Here is a 23,641-nt window from a genome sequence, read left to right on the forward strand (position 1 = left end):
ATCAAATCTTCTTCTCCAAGCGATATACATATGCTAACACTTCGGCAACTGCTTGAAAAAACTCCTCACTAATGCAGTCACCAATTTCTAGCTTGTCATATAGCCCACGAGCAAGTGGACGATTTTCTATTGTGATTACTTGATTCGCATGTGCAACCTCTTTTATCTTAAAAGCTACGTAGTCAACACCCTTTGCCACAATATATGGGGCATCATATTTTTCCTCATCATACTTAATCGCAACGGCATAGTGTGTAGGATTAGTTATAACTACATCTGCATGTGGAATTTCACTCATCATTCTTCGCATCGCCATCTGTCGTTGCTTTTCTTTTATTTTTGATTTTATTAACGGGTTACCTTCCATATTTTTAAATTCGTCTTTCATGTCATTTTTCGACATACGAATGTTTTTTTCATAATCATATCTTTGATAAGCGTAATCCATTACCGATAAGATAAGAAGTGCAATCGAAGCAGCAATCCCCATTGTGATCGTTGTATTAGTGAAAAATGCCAACGATCCATAGATATCCTTCATTGCAAGCATTAACATATCATCTTTTCTCATCCATATAATAGAAAAAGTAATGACGCCAACTATTGTAATTTTCAATAATGATTTCACTAACTCAACTAAGGCACGTGCTGAAAATACTCGTTTTGCGCCTTGAATCGGGTCAATTTTTTTTAAGTCCATTTTCAATGGTTCTGTCGTGAATAAGAAACCAATTTGCAAGAAATTGGAAGCTAATCCTGCAACAATCGCCACTGCCATGATCGGCGCCATTGCCTTATTTACCTCGATAAACAGTTCGATAAGTATTTGGTACAAATTAGTTTCTGTTACATCCCAATGAATGTATTCAGTAAATGACTTCGTGTACATATCGGTCATAATAGTTCTAGAGTTATCACCAATTACGATAAATAAAATAAAGATAAAAAAAAGTAAAAGGGCTGTATTAACATCCTGACTCTTGGCAACCTGTCCTTTTTTTCTAGTATCTTGCCTTTTCTTTGGAGTTGCCTTTTCAGTTTTTTCACCTGCAAAAAACTGCAAGTCTAATTTTACATACATTTAAGTACCCCCGAGTATCTGCATCAGACTTTCCATCGACTTGATCATCAATTCAAATATATTTTTAACCAAGACAACGTACATTCCCATAAATACAAAAAGCGCCACTAATGCCACTAAAATCTTCAATGGTATTCCAACAACAAACACGTTTAATTGTGGTACAGTTCTTGCCACAATTCCCATAGCTACATCAACTAGAAATAAACAACCAACAATTGGAATAGATAGTTGAAAAGCGATAAGGAACATTCGGTTAAATAACTCCATGATGAATTGGACAAACGACTCATCACCTAGACTGTATAACTTGTCTATCGGTAACGTTTGATAGCTATAAAAAATCCCATTTATTAATAAATGATGGCCGTTAACCGTAAGCAAAAATAATAATGCAATGGTATAAAAGTATTGACCCATTAATGGACTTTGTGCACCTGTTTGTGGGTCAATGACATTCGCAATAGCAAATCCCATCTGAAAATCGATAAATCCACCTGCAACTTGCACTGTTACGAGTATGATATAAGCAATAAGACCGAGTAATAAACCAATAAGCGCCTCTTTAACCAATAATAAAATAAATAATTCATCAAACAATAGGACTGGTATATCCATCGTATAAAACATGATCCAAGACAAGAAAAAAGCTGCACCAATCTTAAATTGGTTTGGAATATTGCGATAAGAAAAAATAGGAACCGTTGCAAAAAAAGCTGTTAAACGAACAAAAATGAGTAAAAAACCAGGTACAGATGAAAAGTTAACAAGTTCTAGCATCATTAACCTACAAATTGATTTAAATTATGAAATATATTGGACGCAAATTGGACCATTCTCGTTAACATCCATGGACCAAAAAAGACTAATCCGACAAGGACTGCTACTATCTTCGGAATAAACGCCAATGTTTGCTCTTGAATTTGCGTTGTTGCTTGAAAAATGCTAACGAGTAATCCAACGACCAATGCTAAGATTAACAACGGTGCAGTTACAATTAATACGGTGTATATTCCTTGTTCAGCTAACGTAACAACAAATTCGCCACTCATGTCGACTGATCTCTCCTTACTTAACACTTGTTATCATACATAATGATTAAAACCCTTCTAATAAGGAATAGGTGATTAAATACCACCCATCCACTAGGACAAACAGTAGGATCTTAAATGGAAGGGAAATCATAACTGGTGGTAGCATCATCATTCCCATCGACATCAACACACTTGCAACTGCCATGTCGATAACTAAAAAGGGAATAAATATCATAAATCCCATCTGAAAGGCAGTTTTTAATTCACTAATGGCAAACGCTGGAACCAACGTGGTTAGTGGTATATCTGCTATCGATTCCGGTTTGTCCATTTCAGCATAATTCATAAACAATGCCAAATCTTTTTGTCTTGTGTACTGGGCCATAAATTCTTTTATAGGTGTACTCGCTTTTTCATATGCCTCATCTAGCGTTAATTCCTCGTTAAACAACGGCTGCAATGCATTTTCGTTTATGTCTTGAAAAGTTGGAGCCATAATAAAAAAAGTTAAAAATAAAGCTATTCCTACTAGTACTTGATTGGGAGGCATTTGTTGAGTTGCTAGCGATGTTCGGACAAATGACAGAACGATAAGGATTCTAGTAAAACTTGTCATCAAAATTAAAATACTAGGAGCAAGTGAAAAGACGGTTAATAACAACAGTAAACGGACAGATGTAGATACATTTTCAGGATCAGAATTGGAAAAAATATCAACAAATTCATTCATCGTCATCATCCTTCTCGGCCAGTCTTTTCGTAAGCTTTTTTCTTCCGTCTACCAACCTATCCATCTCTGATTTAAAAACGGTTGAAAATGAATTTGTTTGTTCCTTTGTTTTGTTAGCTTTACCATTTTGCTTCATCAACAATGACCGGAATAACGAAGAGGCTGTCCGATCATTTGGTTCATCTCTTCCCAGTAACTGTTGAATTGTTTCCTCATCAGTTATTTCTGACAAAAGTTCAACATTATCGCCCACACCAATCACATATAATCTACTGCCTATTTTAACGACCTGCAACGATTTATTTGTTCCTAACGAAATGCCGCCTAAGTTCTCTAACGTTCTATTCTGTTGAACTAGTTTGTTCTTTTGGTTCAAGAATTTAAGTAATAGGTAAATGAGTCCAAGCACAAATCCAAGCGCAGCGACAAGCTTAATCAAATCCACCCCTAGATTGGTAGATGGTAAGTTTTCCACTGCTTCTCCACTACTTTCGGATTCGGTTGATTGCGTTTTAGAATTATCCTCGTATTGCTCTTGATTTTTCCCGTCAAACATATCTGCTACACTTGGTGTTGCATAGACTGTTGTTACAGACAGACTCAAGGCAGCAACAAGAATAAACGAAACTAACATTTGTTTAATCATAGGACACCAACATTAATCTAACGCTTTTTGGATGGCCTCGATGACTCGGTCCGCTTGAAACGGTTTGACAATAAAATCCTTTGCTCCGGCTTGAATTGCATCAATTACCATTGCTTGTTGGCCCATCGCAGAACACATGATGACTTTAGCATCTGCATCTATATTTTTAATTTGTTTTAATGCACTAATACCATCCATTTCCGGCATCGTAATATCCATCGTTACTAAATCAGGGGTAAGTTCTTTGTATTTTTCAATTGCCTGAACACCATCTTGTGCTTCCCCTACCACGTCATACCCGCTTTTCATTAAAATATCTTTAATCATCATTCGCATAAAAGCAGCATCATCTACGATTAGTATTCTATTAGCCATCGCTAAACTTCCTTTCCATTATCACTTCAGTTTGCGCAACCGGTCAGATTGACTAACGATATCGGTAACTCTTACGCCAAAGTTTTCATCGATGACGACTACCTCTCCTTTAGCAATTAACTTATCATTAACATGAATATCAACGGGTTCGCCAGCTAGTTTATCTAATTCAATAATGGCCCCTGACGAAAGTTCTAATATTTCTTTAACAGTTCTTCTCGTCCGGCCGAGTTCGACAGTTACTTTAAGTGGTATATCTAATAACATATCTAGATTTCTTTTCTCTTTCGACAGTAAAGTGACATCTTCAAAGTTGGAAAAAGTGGCATGTTGAACGGTTGCCTTTGGTGAAGTTCTAGTACCCAACTGCTTTGGTTGTTCCCCGGTAGTATTAGAATTTAACAATTTGTTATCTTCCAAAGCGTTATCCTCTGTCTGATTATTTGGTAAATAGTCATGCCCCTTATCCTTTAAGGGCTCTGCCGGGTCTAACAAGTCAGCAACTAAGTTTTTGGCAAATGAAATTGGTTGAATTTGCATAACCTTAGAGTCAATTAAATGACCAATCTTTAATTGAAAAGAAACCTTAACCAATATCTCATCATTTATCTTCTCATTACCGTTTTCATTAGGGTTAAACATACTAATTTTTGGTGGTGATATATCTATTTTTTTATTAAATACCGTTGACATACTCGTTGCAGCCGTACCCATCATCTGATTCATTGCTTCTTGAACAGCACTTAAATGTATTTCATTCAATTCACTTGAAATGGGATTTCCTTGTCCACCTAGCATTAAGTCAGCAATAATCGCAGCATCCTTTGTTTTTAGAATAAACATGTTAAGTCCATTAAACCCTTCCGTGTATTCCACTTCAACACCAACGTGCGGTTTCTGGAATTCTTTATCTAACATACTTCTTTTGATTATTGTTGTCGTCGGGGTTGTTATCTCTACTTTTTGATTTAATAAAGTAGATAACGTTGTTGCAGAGCTGCCAAAGGATATATTCCCGATTTCCCCTAATGCATCTTGTTCCAAGGAAGATAGATAAGACTCAACTGGTGGATGAATGTCCTTACTTTCTTCTCGTTCCGCATCAATTATTGACTCATCTGTACTTCTTAGCAGCGCATCTATTTCGTCTTGCGATAACATTCCATCATTCATCATGATTCACTTCCTTCCTGTAGCTGATCGACAATCTGTACGGCTAGTTTGTTTTTTCGTTTACCTGGTTGAACAAGAAACTTTGGCTCATCATCTACTTTTAATACTAATGGGTCTTCAATAAGGCGGTCTAACTGAATAATGTCTTCTTTATTCAAATGAAGCAATTCCTCCACACTTATCGATGTTTCACCGAGGAGAACTTTCAAATCTAGCACGGCTTTTTCCAACGTTTTAGTAAGGTTTTGGTATTCCTCAGCATGATCTTCACGTGATGCATTTTCTTTTTGCATCCAGTAATGGACAGATAGTTTTGGGATGATCGGTTCTAATACAACATGAGGAATACAGATATTAATCATTCCACTACTTTCACCTATTGTTGTATTTAATGAAACAACAACAACTGTTTCATTCGGTGAGACTAGTTGAAGAAATTGGGGATTTACCTCAAATTCTTCTAAGACGGGGTCTATTTCAACAACAGATCCCCACGCTTCTTGTAAATTGTCAAGTGCTTTTTCAAAAAGCTGCGACATAAGGGTTGTCTCAATTTCTGTTAAATTTTCTACTTTATTGACACTTGCCCCTCTCCCCCCTAACATCCGATCTAACATGGCATACGCTATGTTCGGATTAAACTCCAAGATAATCCGACCTTTTAACGGGGACACACTATAAATATTGAGAATAGTCATAGTTGGGATCGACCGAATAAATTCTTCATAAGGAACCTGATCTACCGACGCAACTGAAATATGTACATACGTTCTAAGTTGCGCTGAAAAAAAGGTTGTTAAGAGCCTTGCAAAGTTCTCATGAATCCTTGATATACTTCTAATTTGATCCTTTGAAAAACGGAGGGCTCTTTTAAAATCATACACTCGAATCTTTTTATCTTTATCTTCCTGCTTTAATTGGTTTGCGTCCATTTCGCCTGAAGAAAGAGCAGACAATAACGCATCAATTTCATTCTGTGACAAAACTTCCTCTGCCAACGTTAACACCTCCGCCTAGGAGAAATTACCTTATTGAAGTATTTTATTTATAATATAAACGTCAACGATTTCTCCATCTTCCATTAATTGATTCATTTCGTCTTTTAGTTTTTCTTCCAATGTAGATAAACCAACTTTAAAGTCCTCGGAAGTTAGTTGTACAGATTCTTTAATAAACAAATTTTTAAGTTGAAATTCGCGTTTTTCTACTTCTTGTTTTGCATCCTTGCTATTGGTTATGAGCTGAAATTGAATTCTAACAAAGCTACCATCTTTGAGATCTGTACTCATCTCGGAAGAAGTAAACGAATTTTCAACCATTTTGTCTAGCGTTTGTTCCTCGGCGCCTTTTGCCTCCCCAGATAGATTGAGAACGATGACAACTGCAACAATTCCGCTAATCGTTATGATAACAAGTAAAGTGACAAGGAGCTTTAACAGTTTAGGATTCATTTTTATCACCTGTTTCTAGTAAACAATGTTGTAATCCGATCATTTGATAGAACTGACTAACTTGTCCAATTACATGAGATGCAGACTCCTGGACTACTAACTTTTTCTGATTAAACAGAGTAATTGTCGTATCAGGTAATGATTGCACTTGTTCAATATATAATCCGTTGAGTACAAATGGATCGCCATTTAAACGTGTAAGATGAATCATATTATGGCGAGAGCTCAAGCAGAGCTTAAGCTCTCTACCCCCTTTTTATCGCTTTAGATTAACTAATTCTTGTAGAATCTCATCTGATGTTGTAATAATTCTTGTGTTTGCTTGAAAACCACGCTGAGCCGTAATCATCTCCGTAAATTCTTCTGCTAAGTCAACATTTGACATCTCCAGTGCGCCAGATACAATCGTTGCAGAACCATTTTCTTCTGGGATTACTAGGTCATCGATAGTATCAAAATTCCCATCATCGGTAAAAACCCCTGCATTGTTCGTAATTTGATAAAGATTAGAGCCTGTCTTTTGTAATCCGCCAGGGTTAGAAAATTTCGCTAATAAAATTTGACCAGCTGATTGCACATTTCCGCTTCCATTGACATAGGTTACTAACCCATCACCTTGAATACTAAAACTTGCTGCATCTTGAGGAATTTGGATTTTCCCTAAGTAATCATCCACCTTAGACCCATCAGGATTAACGTTACCTAACAAATACAATCCATCCGGATTAACTACATATCCCTCATCATCTAAATAAAAATTGCCCGCACGCGTAAAACTTAACGGAGTATCTTGCATATCTACCCCAGAGCTTGCCCTATTCCCTGCGTTATAGCTCAAATCTTTACCTAAGACAAACATCCCGTCACCCTCGAGCGCTAAATCCAGAATGCGATTAGTTGTTTGGCGATTTCCTTGGGTATGAATGTTATCAATCGAACCTAGCTGTGATCCCAAACCAACTTGTTGTGGATTAACACCTCCACGCGTATTGGTCGGGCCTTCAGCACCAGATAATGTTTGGCTCATCATATCTTGAAAAGAAACTCGAGCCTTTTTATAACCTGATGTATTGACATTCGCAATGTTATTTCCTACTACATCTAATTTTGTTTGAAAACCTTTCATTCCTGAGATTCCTGCATACATTGAGCGAAGCATCATACTTCATCCTTTCTATCTCGTTATTTTAAAACTGCGTCCATCATTCAGCAGTTATCACGGCCTCCCGTTAGGGTCCAGCCTATTCATCAATTAAAATCGTTCCATTAATGTTCGTAAAGATTCTACTAGTTGCTTCCATCCGATCCATTGCCGTTACGACCATATTATTCTTCGTACTTACTACAAGAGCAGCTTCCTTTGTTACAATCAATGAATCTGTTATTCCTTTTTGTTTTGCTTCCCCAACTTTTTGATTGATTTTTTCCCATTGATTAGGATTAATTTCAATATTTCTTTCGACAAGCCGTCCTTCTGCATGCTTGCTCAGCTTCAATTGCTGAACACTATCAAGCACATCTTTAAAGGGAACGGAGTTTGTATCCTTTCTTGTTGTCGTATTAGTTTTAGGAAGCAAAGCGTGTTTGTTCATTTGTTGGATACGAATATCCATCGTTCTTCTCCTCTCTATTTTGTAATCGGCTCACTTACTTTGATTATGTTATCCACGTTAATACTAACTCCGCTTTCTAGTTCAAGAATTGCCTCCCCATTCGACTGCCTTACTGCTTTTACAAGACCCGATTCACTAGTAGTCATCGCTCCTGTGTCATCATAGCGATTATAGGAAACTTGTTTATTTATTAAATAACTATATTGTAAAACTGGTTTTACACTTAAGTAGTTAACAAGATTATCCACCGACTTAGACATATTCATCATTTGTTCAAGAGACGAGAAACTAGTCATCTGTGAAATAAACTCTTTATCTTCCATTGGATTTAAAGGGTCTTGATTTTTAAGTTGTGCCATTAATATTTTTAAAAACTCTTCTTTCCCAAGCGAAGAGGTCGTTGATCCTCTTGTTTGAGAATTAATGTATAAAGAAGGATCAATTTTTGTCATTGGTTAGCACCTACACTTTCTCATTCATTAACAATTGAAACGTATCATTTGGTGATGTGCTGTCTTCTTTTTGGTTCGACCTGTCATGCGACTGATTAGAATCACGTTGATTAAATGTTTGACCTTGTTGACCCTCTCGTCTTCCCTGATATTGGTCATGCAAAAAGCTTGGTGCTTCTTGTTTTTCAACAACTACTTGATTTGGTGCAAACATATGTCGTAACTGACTCGAATTTGCGTCAAGTAGGTCCTTTACACTCTGTGAAGTAACCGTCATTTTAACAACCATTTCTCCATTTATTTGTGAAAACTTTAAGACGATATCGCCTAAATAATCTGGGTTCAGCTTAATGGTTAATTGCTGTAATCCATTTTTATTTACTAAAAAATTGCTTGATTTTAGTATTTGTTGGATCTTTTCGACTATTTCAGTTTCGACATTAGTTTCCGTGTTGGCATTGCTCGATTGATTTACATGAATGACAAATTGCTCTAGTTTCGATATTGGCATACTACTTAATTGGACACTAGCTGTTTTAAACGTATCTTTGTCGTCTTGTATTTTTGTGAGTGCGTTATTTAACCATTTTCCTATTTCGGTTGGAGATACTTCAGAGTTAAGTCGATACGTCGATTGGTCTCTTATTTGGATTCGCTTTTCATAGTTAGCTAACAGCTTGTTGAACAGGACCATTTCCTTGGAAGAATTGCTTGCTGTTGTTTTATTAACTTCCATTGGACGTATCTTCTTTTCCAATTTCGTCCATTGTTCAAGTAATTGAAGCAATTTTTTTTCATTTTTTAGTACAATTGGCGCTTGTTTACGTTGTTCACCGTCTAAAACTTTACTAAGAATTTGCTTTAACTCTTGCCACAAGCTTTGAAACGCCTGTTGTAATTCATCGATATCCTCATCGTTTTGATTAGCATCTATCTCTATCCCGTCTTGATCAACTGCAAATAGTTGAATCACTTCGCTCTGGCTGCTTGATCCAAGCAACAGGTTCAAAAGACTTGATCCATTGCTCACTTCATTTCCTGGTTCATTTGTTAAAAAATCAAAAGATGTTTTCGCCAAATCAGTTGGCATTGCATCATTAAGCTGTCCAAGCATGGCAGAAAATGATCCAGAAGAACCTTTAGCTCCAAAACTAGCCTGAGGTTTCGTTACCACCCTAGCCATTAATTCAATACCATTCATTAATTATCACCCCCCCTCAAAGAAAAGCGTAGGCACCTTGATCAGTCCCGACAGGCATAAGACAAGACCTGACGTGGCGTTCTTTGCCACAAAAGGGATTGACTTATGACCCCGAGGGACTAGGTGCCGAAGCTAGACAAATAAGAAAAGCGTAGGCACCTTGATCAGTCCCGACAGGCATAGCACCTTGCTACTGGATACCTTTTAACAAAAATCCAGTCAAGTCAGCAGCTACTTTCGGTTCCATTTCACCTAAGACCAATCCTCTTTGTTCATTAGGTAGTTGAAGCAATACTTTCATTGCTAGCTGCTTGTCCAAATTAGCAATAATCGGCGCAGCTGAAGCAGGCTCCATTTGAGCAAAGGAACGTGAAATATTACCTAACAATTCCTCATTTGTTTCCTTGGATTTTTCTAATTCATTTAATTGACTCGTTAATCTATTAACCTCTGCTGTCAAATCCTCTATCACTGTTTCTTGCTCAAGTATGTTTGCCCGTAAATTATCAATCTCGGTATTTTTTTCCGATAACGTTCCTTCTAACTGATTGACTTTGTTTAATTCGACTTTTTCATCATTGGTAACTACGACTGACGATAGAAACGGTATTTTGTTAGCAACAGACTTGGACTTTTCGATAACATTTATCCCCATAAACGTCAAAATAATTAATGCAAGTGTAATCGCAAAGATAAGTGGCACAACAATCACGATGAACCATTGTATTATTCCTGCTTTATTTCCTTGTCCTGCATAAGTTTCTCGAGCCATGACCTCACCTATCTTTACGATTGATAAACTGCAAAACAGATGTCTCATCCATCAAATTTGCTTCTTGTTTCCATTTTATCGTTAAATCGTATTGCCTTTTTTGTTCCATTAACTTTTCAATCTTTTTAACTTCCTTGTGTGCTTCTGTTAACTCCTCTTGTTTTCCGTTCATCTCCGTACGTGCTTTATTGACTTTTTTCTCTAATAGTGCAATTTGAGCCTTTAATCTTAAAAGGTAATCAGAGTGACTCAACAAGGTAGAAACGGTACCATTTCCGCACAACTGTACTTGATAATTCTCTTCCATCGCTTCTTTTTGCTTTAATAACTCATATAATTGGTTGGCTATTTTTTCAAAGCTTTCAACCGATTGGGAATAAGCAGACTGGGCAACATTTTTTTCTCTTTCTCTAACAGTCAGTATTTTATGATAGGAGTGAATTGCCGCCATCTTTAAGCTCCTCCTTGGATTAGTTTAACTAACGAATTCATTGCTTCTTCTCTTGTCAGTTGTTCGTCGACAGACTGTTTTAGAAAGGCTAGTATTTTAGGTTGCATTAAGATCGATTGGTCTACTTTAAAACTTGTTCCACGCTTGTAAGCACCTATTTGAATTAATTCATAGTTTTCTTCATACGTAGACAATAACGAACGAACTTGTTGGATCACTTCTAAATCGTCTTTCGTTACAATCTGTGGCATGACCCGGCTAACTGACTTCAATACATTTATTGCCGGGAACTGACCTTGTTCTGCTAGCTTTCGGTCCAAGATAAAATGCCCGTCTAAAATCCCTCTAGTAGTATCGGCAATTGGTTCATTCATATCGTCTCCATCTACTAGCACGGTATAAAAAGCAGTAATTGTTCCGTTTTTACTAGTCCCTGTTCGCTCAAGTAGCTTGGGTAGAATTGCGAAAACAGATGGTGTATAGCCTTTGGTTGTTGGAGGCTCACCAGTTGCGAGCCCTACTTCCCTTTGTGCCATTGCAACCCTTGTCACCGAATCCATCATTAGGTTTACTTGCAAGCCTTGGTCTCTGAAGTACTCACTAATCGCTGTTGCGGTATAGGCACCTTTTATCCGCATTAGTGCAGGTTGGTCAGACGTAGCAACAACGATAATCGATCGCTTTAAACCTTCCTCACCTAAATCCTTTTCAAGAAATTCTCTAACCTCCCGGCCCCGTTCACCAATAAGTGCTATCACATTGATATCAGCACTACTATTTCTGGCTATCATTCCAAGTAACGTACTCTTTCCAACACCACTACCTGCAAAAATGCCTACTCTTTGTCCTTTTCCAACGGTTAACATCGTATCAATTGCTTTGACGCCAACCTCAAGTGGTTCGTTTATCGTCGGTCGTTCCATTGGATTAGGTGGTTGCTGATCAGAGGGATAGGAAGATAATCCAGTCGGAAGCGGCGAGTGGTCTAACGGAACGCCTAACGGATCAATGACCTTTCCAACTAAGCCTTGGCCCACTTTTATTGTTAATGGGTGATTGGTTGCCTCCACTAAGCATCCTGGTCCTATTTCCGTTATAGCTGTATATGGCATTAAGAGAACTCTTTCTTCATTAAAACCAACAACTTCAGCATAAATTTTATTATTTTCTCTTGCATTATGAATAAAACACACATCACCAATACTTGCTTCCGGGCCCTTTGATTCAATCAGTAGCCCTATGACTCGGTGGACTTTTCCATACCGTTTAAATGTGTTAATTTTTGCTATTTCATCAAGGTAATATTGTATTTTCACTTGCTCGCTTGCTCCCTATGCATCTCTAATAAGTGGCTTCGCACCTCTTCTAATTGGCTGTCTATACTTGCATCAATTTTTCCAAAAGGTGATTCGACAATACAACTCCCCCTTGACAAAGAATTGTCTGGATAAATAGATAAATCTGCCTTACTATCTGCACTTACGATATCCTCTTTATTAACGATTACTTGCTGATAATCTTCTACATTGACGTACAAAGCAATGGTTGGTTGGTCCTTTACTTCCCTAATCACTTCTTTTACTAATGATAAAAAAGTATCCTTTTCAGTAATTTCAATCATTAGAATTTTAGAAGCAATAGTTAGTCCGAATTCTAAAATAGTTGCCTCACTATCTATAACCCTCTTAGCAGCATCCGCCTTTGCAACCCGAATCACTTCTTGCGCCTCAGATATGAGGTGTTCATATTCGGTGTAACCGTTTTGTTTGCCGATTTCAAAACCAGCATCATACCCTTCTCGATATGCTTCTTCTTTATATTGTTCTTTTTCTTTCTCCCACTGTTTTTTTTCCATTTCTCGCTGCTGTTTTGCCTTCGTGACAGTTTGATTGATTTCTAATTTAGTAGACTCTAGCTGCCGCTGTACTTGACGAAGATTTTCTTCTACCTTTTTTAATTCCTCTGCTTTTGGGTTTGTTTGTTCTTGTTTTTCTCCATTTTCTTTCTTGTAAATTGGTTTAATACCAATCACTCGGCTGGAAAAATCATCATTAGTTGTTTTAAAAATGCTAGACAATAATATCATCTCCTCCACCACGAGCAATAATGATTTCGCCAACTTCTTCTAGTCTTCTTATCGCTGCAACAATTCTAGTTTGTGCTTCTTCGACATCCCGCAAACGTACAGGACCCATGAATTCCATTTCCTCCTTGAATGTTTCCGCCATTCTTGTTGACATATTGTTGAAGACAATATCCTTTACTTCTTCACTTGACACCTTTAACGATAGGCGTAAATCATCATTTTCCACTTCACGAATGACTCGTTGGATTGCTCGATTATCCAAGGTTACAATATCTTCAAATACAAACATTCGCTTTTTGATTTCTTCTGCTAGCTCCGGATCTTGAATCTCAAGTGCATCTAAAATAGTCCGCTCTGTACTTCGGTCAACACCATTTAACACCTCTACAACGGCTTGGATTCCACCTGTTTGCGTATAGTCATGGGTTACAGTTGTTGATAGCTTCCGCTCAAGGATGGATTCAACCTCATAAATAATTTCCGGTGATGTTGAATCCATTAATGCTATCCGCTTAGCTACATCTGCTTGCATTTCCTGTGGAAGATTAGAAAGAATTTGCCCCGCTTGCTCCGCATCCAAATAGGACAAAATTAAAGCAATCGTTTGTGGATGTTCATTTTGAATAAAATTTAGAATTTGCGATGGTTCTGCCTTCCTTGCAAAATCAAAGGGCTTCACCTGCAAGGATGACGTAAGACGATTAATAATGTTTGTTGCTTCATTTTGCCCTAATGCCTTTTCTAAAATCGTCTTTGCGTAATTTATTCCACCTTGAGTTATATAATCCTGGGCCAAGGCAATCTGATGAAATTGATCTAAAACATCCTCTTTCAACGAAGAATCAACCTTCTTAACAGAAGAAATTTCTAAGGTGAGTCTTTCTATTTCTTCTTCTGTTAAGTGTTGATATACTTGAGCAGATACGTCTGGCCCTAACGAAATTAACAAGATAGCTGCCTTTTGTCTTCCTGTTAAAGCCTCTTTTTGTCTTACCATGTAATACTTCCCCCTAATCTTCAGCAATCCACGTTCTTAGAAGTTTTGCAAAGTCTTCTGGCTTATCTTTAGCCATGTTCTCTATTTGCTTCCTTCTTATCGCAGATTCTGAATCGTACCCTTGTTCGATTTCAGGAATAGTAACCGTTTGACCGTCCATCTGTTCAGTAAACTCATCGTACACATCATTCTCAAAGCTTCTTTTTCTCCGCAGCATCCAAATAAGAGCTAGTACAGCGAAGACTAATGCTGCGCCAACTCCATACACCCAATAAGGAATAAATGGTGCTGGATTAGTTGGAATTGGTTGTCTTCCATTAAATTCTTGAAAGACAATCGATACTTTTTCGTCGGGAACAACCTGTCCATAAGCACCATCGATTGAAGTCATAACAATTGAATTTAAGATAGAAGCTATTCCTGCTTCTACTGTTTGTTGTTCTTCTTGTGATAAATATTGGACTTGGCCAGTCTCATTTTGTTCTTTTGCCTTATCAACAGCTACTTGAATGCCTAAATCCCTTAATTTGTAAGGACTTTCAACAATCTCTTTCCTAATCCGGTTATATTCATTATTAATTGATTCCCGGACCATTTCATAATCTCCGTTACTACTTTCACCATCGGCAGGATAATTGGGAATATCACCCTCACCTGTGCCAATTTCACTAGCACCTTTTGGACTTCCTGTATAGGTTTCTTTAATTGTTTCGATACTTACTGGTAAACCATCTACTCCCATTTCACCCGTTGGTTCAACAATTTCTTCGACTCTATTTTCTTGAGTGAAATCAACATCTGCTGTAACAGAGGCAACAACCTTATCCATACCAACCATCATCCCGACCATTTGTTGGACTCGGCGTTGAATATCCCGTTCAATATCTTTCTTGACGTTTTGTTGATACGTATATGTATCTGTCACAGAATATTCACTAGAATTATCTAAATCAAAATACTCAAAGTTTTGATTCATTAAGACGATATTATCTGTAGGTAAGTTCGGGACTGTTTTTGATACTAAATTGTATAATGCTACGATCTGACTTTGTTGAAATTGGTAGCCAGGTCGTGTTTGAATAACAATTGAAGCTGATGCCTCGGTCGCTTGATCACTGACAAAAACAGGATTTTCAGGTTTATTAATCATCACGTTCGCATCTTCAATACCATCGATACTTTTAATTAAATTGCCAAGTTCTGTTTGCATCGCATCCAACTTAATCACATCAAATTCATTGTCTGTCATTCCCCAAGAAGTATTAGAACTAAAGAATGAGTAATCAATTGTTCCACTGTTAGGTATCCCTTGGGCTGCAAGGTCGACTAATAAGGTGTTCACTTGTTCACTTGGCACCATAATTGTCGTACCACCACTAGAGAGTTCATAGTCAACCCCCCTAGTATCTAATTCAGCTTTTATTTGCCCAACTTCTTGTAGAGAAAGATTATTATAAAGAGGAACCATACTACTTGTATTCAGAAGAAAGCTCCCGCCGATGATAAGACAAAGAAATAAAACGAAACCACCCAAGTATAATCTTTGTTGTTTTTTTGTTCGTGTTGACCAATAGTTGATTATTTTTTCTTTGTATTGATTTATCGTTTGTCGCATTGTGCGCCCCCAACCAACTTGTAATTTTACCGGAAGCTAGTTAAAGCTGAACTAAAGTGTAATCCAAAAGACACGCTTAAACTTGCATTCTCATTACTTCGTTATATGCATCAATAACTTTTTTCTGCATTTCTACTGCCGTTTGCAAAGTAATACTTGCCTTTTGAGCTGTAATCATCACATCATGCAAGTTATTTATTTGACCATTTGCAAGTGCTGTCGTTTTTTCGTCTGACTCAATTTGACTTCTGTTGACCTGCTCAATGGCATTTTTCAAATTACTTTTAAAGCTTTGTTGTGCTTCGCTTACTGTCATAGTCTTCGGACGATTTGGTGTTACATCACCTGCTTGATACGTGCTAATACTTTTGATTTCCATCATTCATCCCCCAATTGTGAATGGCTTATTTCCCAATTTCTAGTGCTTTTAACAACATGCTTTTCGTTGCATTCAAGGAAGTGACATTTGCTTCATATGATCTCGTCGCACTCATTAAATCAACCATCTCTTTTAAAGGGTCAACATTAGGTAACTGGACGTACCCTTGTGCATTAGCATCTGGATGATTCGGATTGTATACCAATTGAAATGGCTCTTCATCTTCTGTTATTTTGCTGACTCGAACTCCTTGCCCGGTGTCCGAGTAGGAATTTTTAGCTTTACTTAATTGGGAGGAAAATCCTTGTTGTTCCGCTTCGAAAACTACCATTTTCCTCCGATATGGTTCGTATTCACCATTTTCATTTATTCTATTTCTTGTTGTTTCAGCGTTAGCAATGTTAGAAGAGATCGTATCCATTCTTAAACGTTGTGCAGTTAGTCCACTAGCACTAATATTTAAGGACTGAAATATTCCCATAATTACCTACCTCCTCTGATGACTGTTTCTAAACTTGAAAACTTTCCGTTTAATCGGTCGACTAAACTTTGGTAGTAAATCTGATTTTCGGCTAAATCAGTCATTTCTTTATCGATATCAACACTATTCCCATTGTGGTTGTATGTTGTCGAATTATTTGTAACTATTTTAAATGAATTACTGCTATTAGATTGCTGAAATGAAATGTGCTTAGGATTTGTTCGTTTTGCCTCGAATGATGTTCGTTGATTTTCTAGCACATCCTTAAATACAACTTGCTTTGCTTTATAATTAGGGGTATCGGCGTTTGCAATATTGTTAGAGATTGTTTTATTTTTTAATGCAGCAAAATCGAGTGAACGTTCTAACTGCTGAACGGTCTTTCCAAAAAACGACATAATAATCCCTCCACATTTCTTAAGAAAAAGCGCAAGCGCCCCGAGGGGCTAGGCGCTGAAGCTAGACTGCTATTGAACCTTTTTTCACTTTGTTATCTTTAAAAAAATAGTCATAAAAAGTCTATCTTTATCGAATATTGTAATTTAAATAGATGTTTGTGTCTATGCTATTTCCGCACAATCTTACTTTAGTTACTGTGCCAATGTGTACACATAGGACTTTGGTATCAGGTTAACCAGCTTATCAATGAATAGCTCCTAACCCAGTTGAGCTATCTTTTCATTTTATACCTTTTTACCATGTAAAAAAGCCGTTAAGTTTTTCCATCCTAAAAGAAGAGAGGGTGGTAAACGCTTAACGGCTTTTTTTCGTGTATCCGACTGAATATGTTATTTTTTTATATCGCCTATATTACAATAGTGAAACATATTTAAAGGAGGTCACTCTTAAACCTCCCTATGTGTTAACCTTGTTTAATGTTTTGAAGCTCGACTAGGAACTTGTTGTTTAACACTTTAATATAAGTTCCCTTCATCCCAAGAGAGCGAGACTCAATCACTCCTGCACTTTCTAACTTACGCAGTGCATTGACAATAACCGATCTTGTAATCCCGACTCGATCTGCAATTTTACTTGCAACTAGTAATCCTTCGTCCCCATCTAATTCATCAAAGATGTGCTCGATAGCTTCTAACTCACTATAGGATAATGAACTAATTGCCATTTGAACAACAGCCTTACTTCTTGCTTCCATTTCTATTTCTTCTGTTTTCTCGTGAAGAATTTCCATCCCTACCACAGTTGCCCCGTATTCAGCTAAAAGTAAATCGTCATTGCTAAAGCGGTCAGTCAATCTACTTAAGATTAATGTTCCTAACCGCTCACCGCCACCAATAATCGGTACAATGGTTGTTAAACCACTTTCAAATAGTTCTCGATTTTCCTCTGGGAAAGCTGTATACGGACTATTTATATCAATATTCGGTGTTGTTTCTTGAATATTAAATAAGCTGTCTGTATATTCTTTTGGAAATTGTCTTTCCTCTAACATTGTTTTCATTCTTTCATTTTCAATTTGCTGATTGATGGAAAATCCTAGTAACTTACCTCTTCTACTCACAACAAAGATATTACATGTTATAATATCTCGTAGTGTTGCAGCCATATCGTTAAAGTTAACTGATTTCCCTGTTGCTTTTTGTAACATTGAATTTATTTTTCTTGCACGGTCTAATAATTCCATGTTGCTCCTCCAAACTATTAAGTTTTAAAGTCTATAATATATACTGGCTTAAGTCTTTGTTTTTAGCAATGGAGCTTAGTTTGTCGTTTACATAATTTTTAGTTATTTCGATTGTTCCCATATTAATGTCTGGAGCTTCAAAGGATAAATCCTCCAATAACTTTTCTAAAATAGTATGCAAGCGTCTTGCACCAATATTGTCGGTTTCTTGATTGACTTCATAGGCTACCTCTGCCAATCGCGTTACAGCTTCTTCAGTAAAACTTACCTCAATTCCTTCCGTACCTAACAATGCTTCATATTGTTTTAATAGTGCATTGGATGGTTCTGTTAGTATCTTTTTAAAGTCTTCCACGGTTAATTTATCAAATTCAACACGGATTGGAAAGCGGCCTTGCAATTCTGGTATTAAATCAGATGGTTTCGCCATATGAAATGCACCAGCTGCAATAAATAAAATATGATCGGTTTTAATCGGGCCGAACTTTGTCACGACAGTAGAACCTTCTACAATTGGCAAAATATCTCGTTGTACCCCTTCACGTGATACATTTGCAGATTGCTCGCTTTTCCCTGCCACTTTATCAATTTCGTCGATAAAAATAATTCCTGACTGCTCCACCTTTTCGACAGCCTCTTGAGTTACTTCGTCCATATCAATTAATTTTTGGGCTTCTTGTTGGGTAAGTACTTTCCGCGCTTCAGAAACTGGTAACTTTCGCTTCTTTGTTTTCTTAGGCATGATTTGGCCAAACATGTCTTGCATGTTCATACCCATTTGCTCCATCCCTGATCCTTGCAGCATATCTAACATTGATGAGGACTGTTCTTCAACCTCGACACTAACAATTTTATCTTCAAGTTCACCAAGCGCAAGTTGGTGGGCAATTTTTTTGCGACTATTTTCAATTTCATGATCTTTATCTTCTTGATCATACCCAGAATTATCTCCATCTTCTTGTGGCGAAAAAAACATTTCCAACGGATTCTTAAAGGTATTTTGCTTCTTTTTATCAGGAACAATTAACTTAACTAGCTTCTTATTAGCTAAGTCCTTTGCCTTACTCATGACCCCTTTCATTTTTTCTTCTTTTATCATTCGAACGGCCATCTCCATTAAATCTCTAACCATCGACTCTACATCTCGACCTACATATCCAACTTCAGTAAATTTTGTTGCCTCTACTTTTACAAAAGGGGCTCCAACTAATTTTGCAAGTCTTCTTGCAACCTCTGTTTTTCCAACTCCAGTTGGACCAATCATTAATATGTTTTTTGGTGCAATCTCATCTCTCATCCGCTCATCTAACTGCATCCTACGGTAACGATTTCTTAATGCAATTGCAACCGACTTTTTTGCGCTTTTTTGTCCGATGATATAATTGTCTAGCTGTTCAACAATTTGCTTCGGCGTTAAATTTGTCGCCATCCGTTATTGCCTCCCTTAGCTTCCATTCCATTTGTTCTTAACCGATAAGGTAACATGCACGATTAATCAATAACCTCGAGTGTAATATGATCATTTGTAAATACACATACTTCCCCTGCAATCTCTAATGCAGCTTGAGCTATTTCTTTTGCAGACAATTCTTTGGAGTAACGTTTAAGCGCACGCCCTGCACTTAATGCATAATTACCACCAGAGCCGATTGCCAATATACCATCATCAGGTTCAATAACTTCACCGGTACCAGAGACTAATAACATCTCCTCTTTGTTCATTACAATTAGCATTGCCTCGAGTTTTCGTAGCACCTTGTCGCTTCTCCACTCTTTTGCAAGCTCCACTGCCGCTCTTGATAAATTGCCGTTATATGCTTCAAGGTTTGTTTCGAATTTTTCAAAAAGGGTAAAAGCATCTGCTACAGACCCAGCAAAACCAGCAAGTACGTTTCCTTTAAATAGTCTACGTACCTTTTTTGCAGTATGTTTCATGACTACCGCATTTCCTAATGTCACTTGACCATCACCACTCATTGCACATTGTCCATTGTGCCTGACAGCAAAGATAGTCGTTGCATGAAATTGTTGATTCACTTACATCCACCTCACTTGGTTGGTTATTCCCGACTTTTTGCACGGGGATGACTATTCATATATATATTACGCAAGCGGTCTTTGGTAACATGAGTATAAATTTGTGTAGTGGATAAATGCTCATGTCCCAATAATTCTTGCACAACTCTTAAATCGGCACCTTCATTCAGCATATGGGTCGCGAAGGTATGCCTTAGTTTATGGGGATGAATATCAACAGTTAAAGCTGCTTGTTTAACCATGTTATCAAATATATACGCTATACCTTTTGTCGTTAGTGGCATTCCTTTCGCATTCAAAAACAGAACATCTGTAGTGGTTTTCGATTTTGATAGTAGCTGCTCGCGCCCCTCTTCGATATAACGAACTAAAGCGCGTTCAGCAAATCCGCCAAAAGGGATATACCGCTCTTTTCTCCCTTTTCCATAGACTAATATCGTGTTCAAGCCAAAATCCAAATCATTTACCGTTACCCCAATACATTCACTTACCCGAATTCCTGTTGCGTAAAACAATTCAATAAGCGCTAAGTTTCTTTGCCCTAGTGATGTAGTAAGGTCACTAACATCAAATAACTTTTCTAATTCTTGTGTATAGAAAAAATCGGGTACTTTCATTTCTGCCTTTGGTAATGTTACGTGTAAAAAAGGATTACTCGTTACTTTGCCTTCTCTTTCTAAGTAATTAAAGAAACTTCTCAAACTAGAGATCTTTCTCGATACTGATTTTCTAGAAAGGTTTTGTTTATACAAGACTGTTAAAAACAAGCGGACAACTTGATAATTGATTGAATCAAGCTTATTTATCCCCTCACTCTGTAAAAAAGAAAAAAAGCTTTCCATATCTTCCTGATAAAACTTTATGGTATACGGTGATGCATTCTTTTCAATCTGTAAATATTCTACAAATAATTGTTTCGCAAAATGAAACTCCATGAATTCACCTCGCCCAAGGCGTATAAATAGTAACATAGGATAGCTTGTTTTCGCAATAAACGTAACTGAATTGTAACAAAATTCAGAATTGTTTTATGTACAGCTCGCGTGTGTCAAGTATAATCACTTACCGAATGGAAATTATAGCTTTTCCCTACCTAATTGTCAATTTTTAATCGTTTGTATTTGGGCGTCTATTAAAGTATACCAATACTGTTTGCCAGACATACTTACAATTGTTTCATTTGGGATAAATGATAAAAAAGATTGAGTCATGGCAAAAAACTGGACGTGGATAACAGCCACGGCCAGCTTCAGCGCCTTGCTTTTATTAAGCATGATTCGTAATTTTTAAGTTTGAGCTTCTTCCTGGTAATCACAATTTACACACTGGATTTGAGTCTCTTTCTTTGATTTTTTCTCAACTAACAGTGATTCACACTTAGGACAAGGTCTTGCGATTGGTTTATCCCAAGAAATAAAATCACATTCAGGAAAATTATCGCAGCCGTAAAACGTTCTTCTTTTTTTAGACTTTCTTTCTACGATGTTACCGTCTTTACACTTAGGACATTTAACACCGATTTCTTTTAGAATTGGTTTTGTATTTCTACAGTCTGGAAAATTGGAACAAGCCAGAAATTTACCGTATCTCCCCATTTTATAAACCATGCCATGGCCACATTCTTCACAGTCAATCCCAGCAGGTTCGTCCTTGATTTCTATCTTTTCCATTTCCTTTTCAGCTGTCTCTAACCTTTTTTCAAAGCCTTGATAGAAACCATCAATGATTTTCACCCACTGAATCTTTCCTTCTTCCACTGCGTCAAGGTCATCTTCCATTTTCACAGTGAAATCAACATCAATAATCTCCGGGAAAAACTCCGCTATTAAATCTGTCACAATTTCACCTAATTCCGTTGGAACGAATCGCCTGTTATCTAGTGTTACATAACCTCTTCGTTGAATCGTATCTAGGGTTGGAGCATAGGTTGAAGGTCGACCAATCCCTTGTTCCTCCATGGTTTTGACCAATCGCGCTTCGGTGTAGCGTGGAGGCGGTTGGGTGAAATGTTGGTTCGGATTAATCTCTTTTGCTTCAACCTTCATTCCTTCTTCAAGTTCTGGTAGTAACCGGTCCTCTTCTTTTACATTATCGTCATTTCCCTCGATATAAACTTTCATGAATCCTTTAAACTTAATTTGTGAACCTGTAGCCCGGAACTCTACTCCTTCATTCACTAGGTGGACGGTAACAGTATCCATGACTGCAGGGGACATTTGACTTGCAGTGAAGCGATCCCAAATAAGCTTGTATAATCGATATTGATCCCTAGATAAAACACTTTTCAGTGATTTTGGATCCCGGTTAACCGAAGTAGGACGAATCGCTTCGTGTGCATCTTGTGCACCTTCTGCCGTTTTCCCTTGTTTTTGACTACCTAAATATTCCTTACCAAATGTTTCGGTAATGTAATCGGCAGCCTCTTTTTTTGCTGTTTGAGAAACTCGGGTCGAATCGGTACGCATATAAGTAATTAAACCTGTGATACCGCCTTCAGCTTTACCTAAGTCAATTCCTTCATATAATTGTTGAGCGACCATCATCGTTTTTCTCGCTCTAAAGTTTAGCTTACGAGCAGCTTCCTGTTGTAAAGAAGAGGTAGTAAATGGCACAGCAGGGTTTCTTTTCCGTTCCCGTTTATTTACCTTATCTACTTTAAAATCTTTCCCCTTTAGGGTGTGGAGGATTTCGTCAACCTCTTCTTTTGTTTTTAATTCTCGTTTCTTACCATCTATTCCATAAAAGAATCCTTCAAACTCTTCTTTGTTATGATTAAAAATACTTTCTATCGTCCAATATTCTTCAGGTATAAATTTTTCTATTTCCCTCTCACGGTCAATAATCATTTTAACAGCAACAGATTGGACTCGGCCTGCACTTAATCCTTTTTTGACTTTCTTCCATAAAAGTGGGCTAATGTTATATCCGACGAGGCGGTCTAAAATTCGACGGGCCTGCTGTGCATCAACTAAGTCCATATCAATGGAGCGCGGATGCTTAAATGATTCTTTAATTGCATCTTTTGTAATCTCGTTAAACACTACCCTACAATCCGAATTTTGGTCTATGTCAAGACTATGGGCAAGGTGCCAAGCAATAGCCTCTCCTTCTCTATCGGGGTCGGCTGCAAGGTATACTTTCTTTGCTTTTTTTGCAGCAGTTTTTAATTCTTTTAATACAGGTCCCTTTCCCCGTATAGTAATGTACTTAGGTTGATACTCATGTTCGACATCCACGCCAGTTTGACTTTTTGGTAAATCACGAATGTGCCCCATCGAAGCCTTTACTTTATACTTTTTACCTAAATACCTTTCAATAGTTTTTGCTTTTGCAGGTGATTCAACTATTACCAGATAATCTGCCATATTTTTTCCTCCCAAGAGGTGATTCTTCTTTTTATCTATTTTTGTTTTATTTTATTTGAT

At 37.3% G+C, this 23,641-nt stretch carries 28 protein-coding genes; all 28 read right to left on the minus strand.

Annotated elements, in window-relative coordinates; all coding sequences use genetic code 11:
• Position 1 precedes the first annotated feature (1 nt).
• The 28 genes from flhB to topA all read right to left on the minus strand — a co-directional run bounded on the left by flhB (position 2) and on the right by topA (position 23,581).
• Complete coding sequence (gene flhB, locus NC799_RS05560) at positions 2-1,081, minus strand: flagellar biosynthesis protein FlhB (RefSeq protein WP_272445383.1); 1,080 nt, start codon at positions 1,079-1,081, stop codon at positions 2-4.
• The gene (gene fliR / locus NC799_RS05565; RefSeq protein ID WP_272445384.1) at positions 1,082-1,861 is read right to left on the minus strand and encodes a flagellar biosynthetic protein FliR; all 780 of its coding nucleotides are present in this window, start codon (positions 1,859-1,861) and stop codon (positions 1,082-1,084) included.
• A gap of 2 nt (positions 1,862-1,863) precedes the next feature.
• The gene (gene fliQ, locus NC799_RS05570; protein ID WP_272445385.1) at positions 1,864-2,133 is read right to left on the minus strand and encodes a flagellar biosynthesis protein FliQ; all 270 of its coding nucleotides are present in this window, start codon (positions 2,131-2,133) and stop codon (positions 1,864-1,866) included.
• A 46-nt stretch (positions 2,134-2,179) separates the two neighbouring features.
• On the minus strand, positions 2,180-2,845 hold the full coding sequence (gene fliP / locus NC799_RS05575) for a flagellar type III secretion system pore protein FliP (RefSeq protein WP_272445386.1): 666 nt from the start codon (positions 2,843-2,845) through the stop codon (positions 2,180-2,182).
• Positions 2,838-3,491 carry a flagellar biosynthetic protein FliO gene (locus NC799_RS05580; protein WP_272445387.1) on the minus strand — a complete coding sequence of 218 codons (654 nt, stop codon included), beginning with the start codon at positions 3,489-3,491 and terminating at the stop codon, positions 2,838-2,840. Before NC799_RS05580 ends, fliP begins: the two co-directional genes overlap by 8 nt.
• Before the next feature lie 12 nt (positions 3,492-3,503).
• Entirely contained in the window at positions 3,504-3,866 is a 363-nt protein-coding gene (locus tag NC799_RS05585) for a response regulator (RefSeq protein ID WP_272445388.1), read from the minus strand.
• Between the two features lie 21 nt (positions 3,867-3,887).
• Complete coding sequence (gene fliY / locus NC799_RS05590) at positions 3,888-5,042, minus strand: flagellar motor switch phosphatase FliY (RefSeq protein WP_272445389.1); 1,155 nt, start codon at positions 5,040-5,042, stop codon at positions 3,888-3,890.
• A complete protein-coding gene (gene fliM, locus NC799_RS05595; protein ID WP_272445390.1) occupies positions 5,039-6,037 on the minus strand; it encodes a flagellar motor switch protein FliM in 999 nt (332 codons plus the stop codon). The genes fliY and fliM overlap by 4 nt, the downstream gene beginning before the upstream one ends.
• Before the next feature lie 30 nt (positions 6,038-6,067).
• Positions 6,068-6,490, minus strand: a complete 423-nt coding sequence (locus tag NC799_RS05600; RefSeq protein ID WP_272445391.1) for a flagellar basal body-associated FliL family protein — start codon at positions 6,488-6,490, stop codon at positions 6,068-6,070.
• The gene (locus NC799_RS05605; RefSeq protein ID WP_272445392.1) at positions 6,480-6,701 is read right to left on the minus strand and encodes a flagellar FlbD family protein; all 222 of its coding nucleotides are present in this window, start codon (positions 6,699-6,701) and stop codon (positions 6,480-6,482) included. Before NC799_RS05605 ends, NC799_RS05600 begins: the two co-directional genes overlap by 11 nt.
• A 45-nt stretch (positions 6,702-6,746) precedes the next feature.
• Entirely contained in the window at positions 6,747-7,649 is a 903-nt protein-coding gene (gene flgG / locus NC799_RS05610) for a flagellar basal body rod protein FlgG (protein WP_272445393.1), read from the minus strand.
• An 82-nt stretch (positions 7,650-7,731) separates the two neighbouring features.
• Positions 7,732-8,103 carry a TIGR02530 family flagellar biosynthesis protein gene (locus tag NC799_RS05615; protein WP_272445394.1) on the minus strand — a complete coding sequence of 124 codons (372 nt, stop codon included), beginning with the start codon at positions 8,101-8,103 and terminating at the stop codon, positions 7,732-7,734.
• A gap of 14 nt (positions 8,104-8,117) precedes the next feature.
• A complete protein-coding gene (gene flgD, locus NC799_RS05620; protein ID WP_272445395.1) occupies positions 8,118-8,555 on the minus strand; it encodes a flagellar hook assembly protein FlgD in 438 nt (145 codons plus the stop codon).
• Between the two features lie 10 nt (positions 8,556-8,565).
• The gene (locus tag NC799_RS05625; protein ID WP_272445396.1) at positions 8,566-9,756 is read right to left on the minus strand and encodes a flagellar hook-length control protein FliK; all 1,191 of its coding nucleotides are present in this window, start codon (positions 9,754-9,756) and stop codon (positions 8,566-8,568) included.
• Positions 9,757-9,946: 190 nt separating this feature from the next.
• On the minus strand, positions 9,947-10,528 hold the full coding sequence (locus tag NC799_RS05630; RefSeq protein ID WP_272445397.1) for a MotE family protein: 582 nt from the start codon (positions 10,526-10,528) through the stop codon (positions 9,947-9,949).
• 4 nt (positions 10,529-10,532) lie between these two features.
• Positions 10,533-10,979 (minus strand): flagellar export protein FliJ, encoded by a 447-nt coding sequence (gene fliJ, locus NC799_RS05635; protein ID WP_272445398.1) that lies wholly within the window; start codon positions 10,977-10,979, stop codon positions 10,533-10,535.
• A 2-nt stretch (positions 10,980-10,981) separates the two neighbouring features.
• Positions 10,982-12,295: a flagellar protein export ATPase FliI gene (gene fliI, locus NC799_RS05640; protein WP_272445399.1), complete on the minus strand. Its 1,314-nt coding sequence runs from the start codon at positions 12,293-12,295 to the stop codon at positions 10,982-10,984.
• Positions 12,292-13,056 (minus strand): flagellar assembly protein FliH, encoded by a 765-nt coding sequence (gene fliH / locus NC799_RS05645; RefSeq protein ID WP_272445400.1) that lies wholly within the window; start codon positions 13,054-13,056, stop codon positions 12,292-12,294. Before fliH ends, fliI begins: the two co-directional genes overlap by 4 nt.
• Entirely contained in the window at positions 13,049-14,062 is a 1,014-nt protein-coding gene (fliG, locus tag NC799_RS05650) for a flagellar motor switch protein FliG (protein ID WP_272445401.1), read from the minus strand. Before fliG ends, fliH begins: the two co-directional genes overlap by 8 nt.
• A gap of 13 nt (positions 14,063-14,075) precedes the next feature.
• Entirely contained in the window at positions 14,076-15,677 is a 1,602-nt protein-coding gene (gene fliF / locus NC799_RS05655) for a flagellar basal-body MS-ring/collar protein FliF (protein WP_272445402.1), read from the minus strand.
• Between the two features lie 76 nt (positions 15,678-15,753).
• Complete coding sequence (gene fliE, locus NC799_RS05660) at positions 15,754-16,056, minus strand: flagellar hook-basal body complex protein FliE (protein ID WP_272445403.1); 303 nt, start codon at positions 16,054-16,056, stop codon at positions 15,754-15,756.
• A gap of 25 nt (positions 16,057-16,081) precedes the next feature.
• A complete protein-coding gene (gene flgC / locus NC799_RS05665) occupies positions 16,082-16,537 on the minus strand; it encodes a flagellar basal body rod protein FlgC (protein ID WP_272445404.1) in 456 nt (151 codons plus the stop codon).
• 2 nt (positions 16,538-16,539) lie between these two features.
• Positions 16,540-16,935, minus strand: coding sequence for a flagellar basal body rod protein FlgB (flgB, locus tag NC799_RS05670; protein ID WP_272445405.1), 396 nt, complete (start codon positions 16,933-16,935; stop codon positions 16,540-16,542).
• A gap of 464 nt (positions 16,936-17,399) precedes the next feature.
• Positions 17,400-18,179, minus strand: coding sequence for a GTP-sensing pleiotropic transcriptional regulator CodY (codY, locus tag NC799_RS05675; RefSeq protein ID WP_272445406.1), 780 nt, complete (start codon positions 18,177-18,179; stop codon positions 17,400-17,402).
• Positions 18,180-18,210: 31 nt separating this feature from the next.
• Positions 18,211-19,608 (minus strand): HslU--HslV peptidase ATPase subunit, encoded by a 1,398-nt coding sequence (hslU, locus tag NC799_RS05680; RefSeq protein WP_272445407.1) that lies wholly within the window; start codon positions 19,606-19,608, stop codon positions 18,211-18,213.
• Positions 19,609-19,670: 62 nt separating this feature from the next.
• Positions 19,671-20,216 (minus strand): ATP-dependent protease subunit HslV, encoded by a 546-nt coding sequence (hslV, locus tag NC799_RS05685; RefSeq protein ID WP_272445408.1) that lies wholly within the window; start codon positions 20,214-20,216, stop codon positions 19,671-19,673.
• A 23-nt stretch (positions 20,217-20,239) separates the two neighbouring features.
• Complete coding sequence (gene xerC / locus NC799_RS05690; protein ID WP_272445409.1) at positions 20,240-21,151, minus strand: tyrosine recombinase XerC; 912 nt, start codon at positions 21,149-21,151, stop codon at positions 20,240-20,242.
• Positions 21,152-21,502: 351 nt separating this feature from the next.
• The gene (gene topA / locus NC799_RS05695; RefSeq protein WP_272445410.1) at positions 21,503-23,581 is read right to left on the minus strand and encodes a type I DNA topoisomerase; all 2,079 of its coding nucleotides are present in this window, start codon (positions 23,579-23,581) and stop codon (positions 21,503-21,505) included.
• Positions 23,582-23,641 lie beyond the last annotated feature (60 nt).

This window comes from Aquibacillus salsiterrae (genome assembly GCF_028416595.1).
Taxonomy (GTDB): domain Bacteria; phylum Bacillota; class Bacilli; order Bacillales; family Amphibacillaceae; genus Aquibacillus_A; species Aquibacillus_A salsiterrae.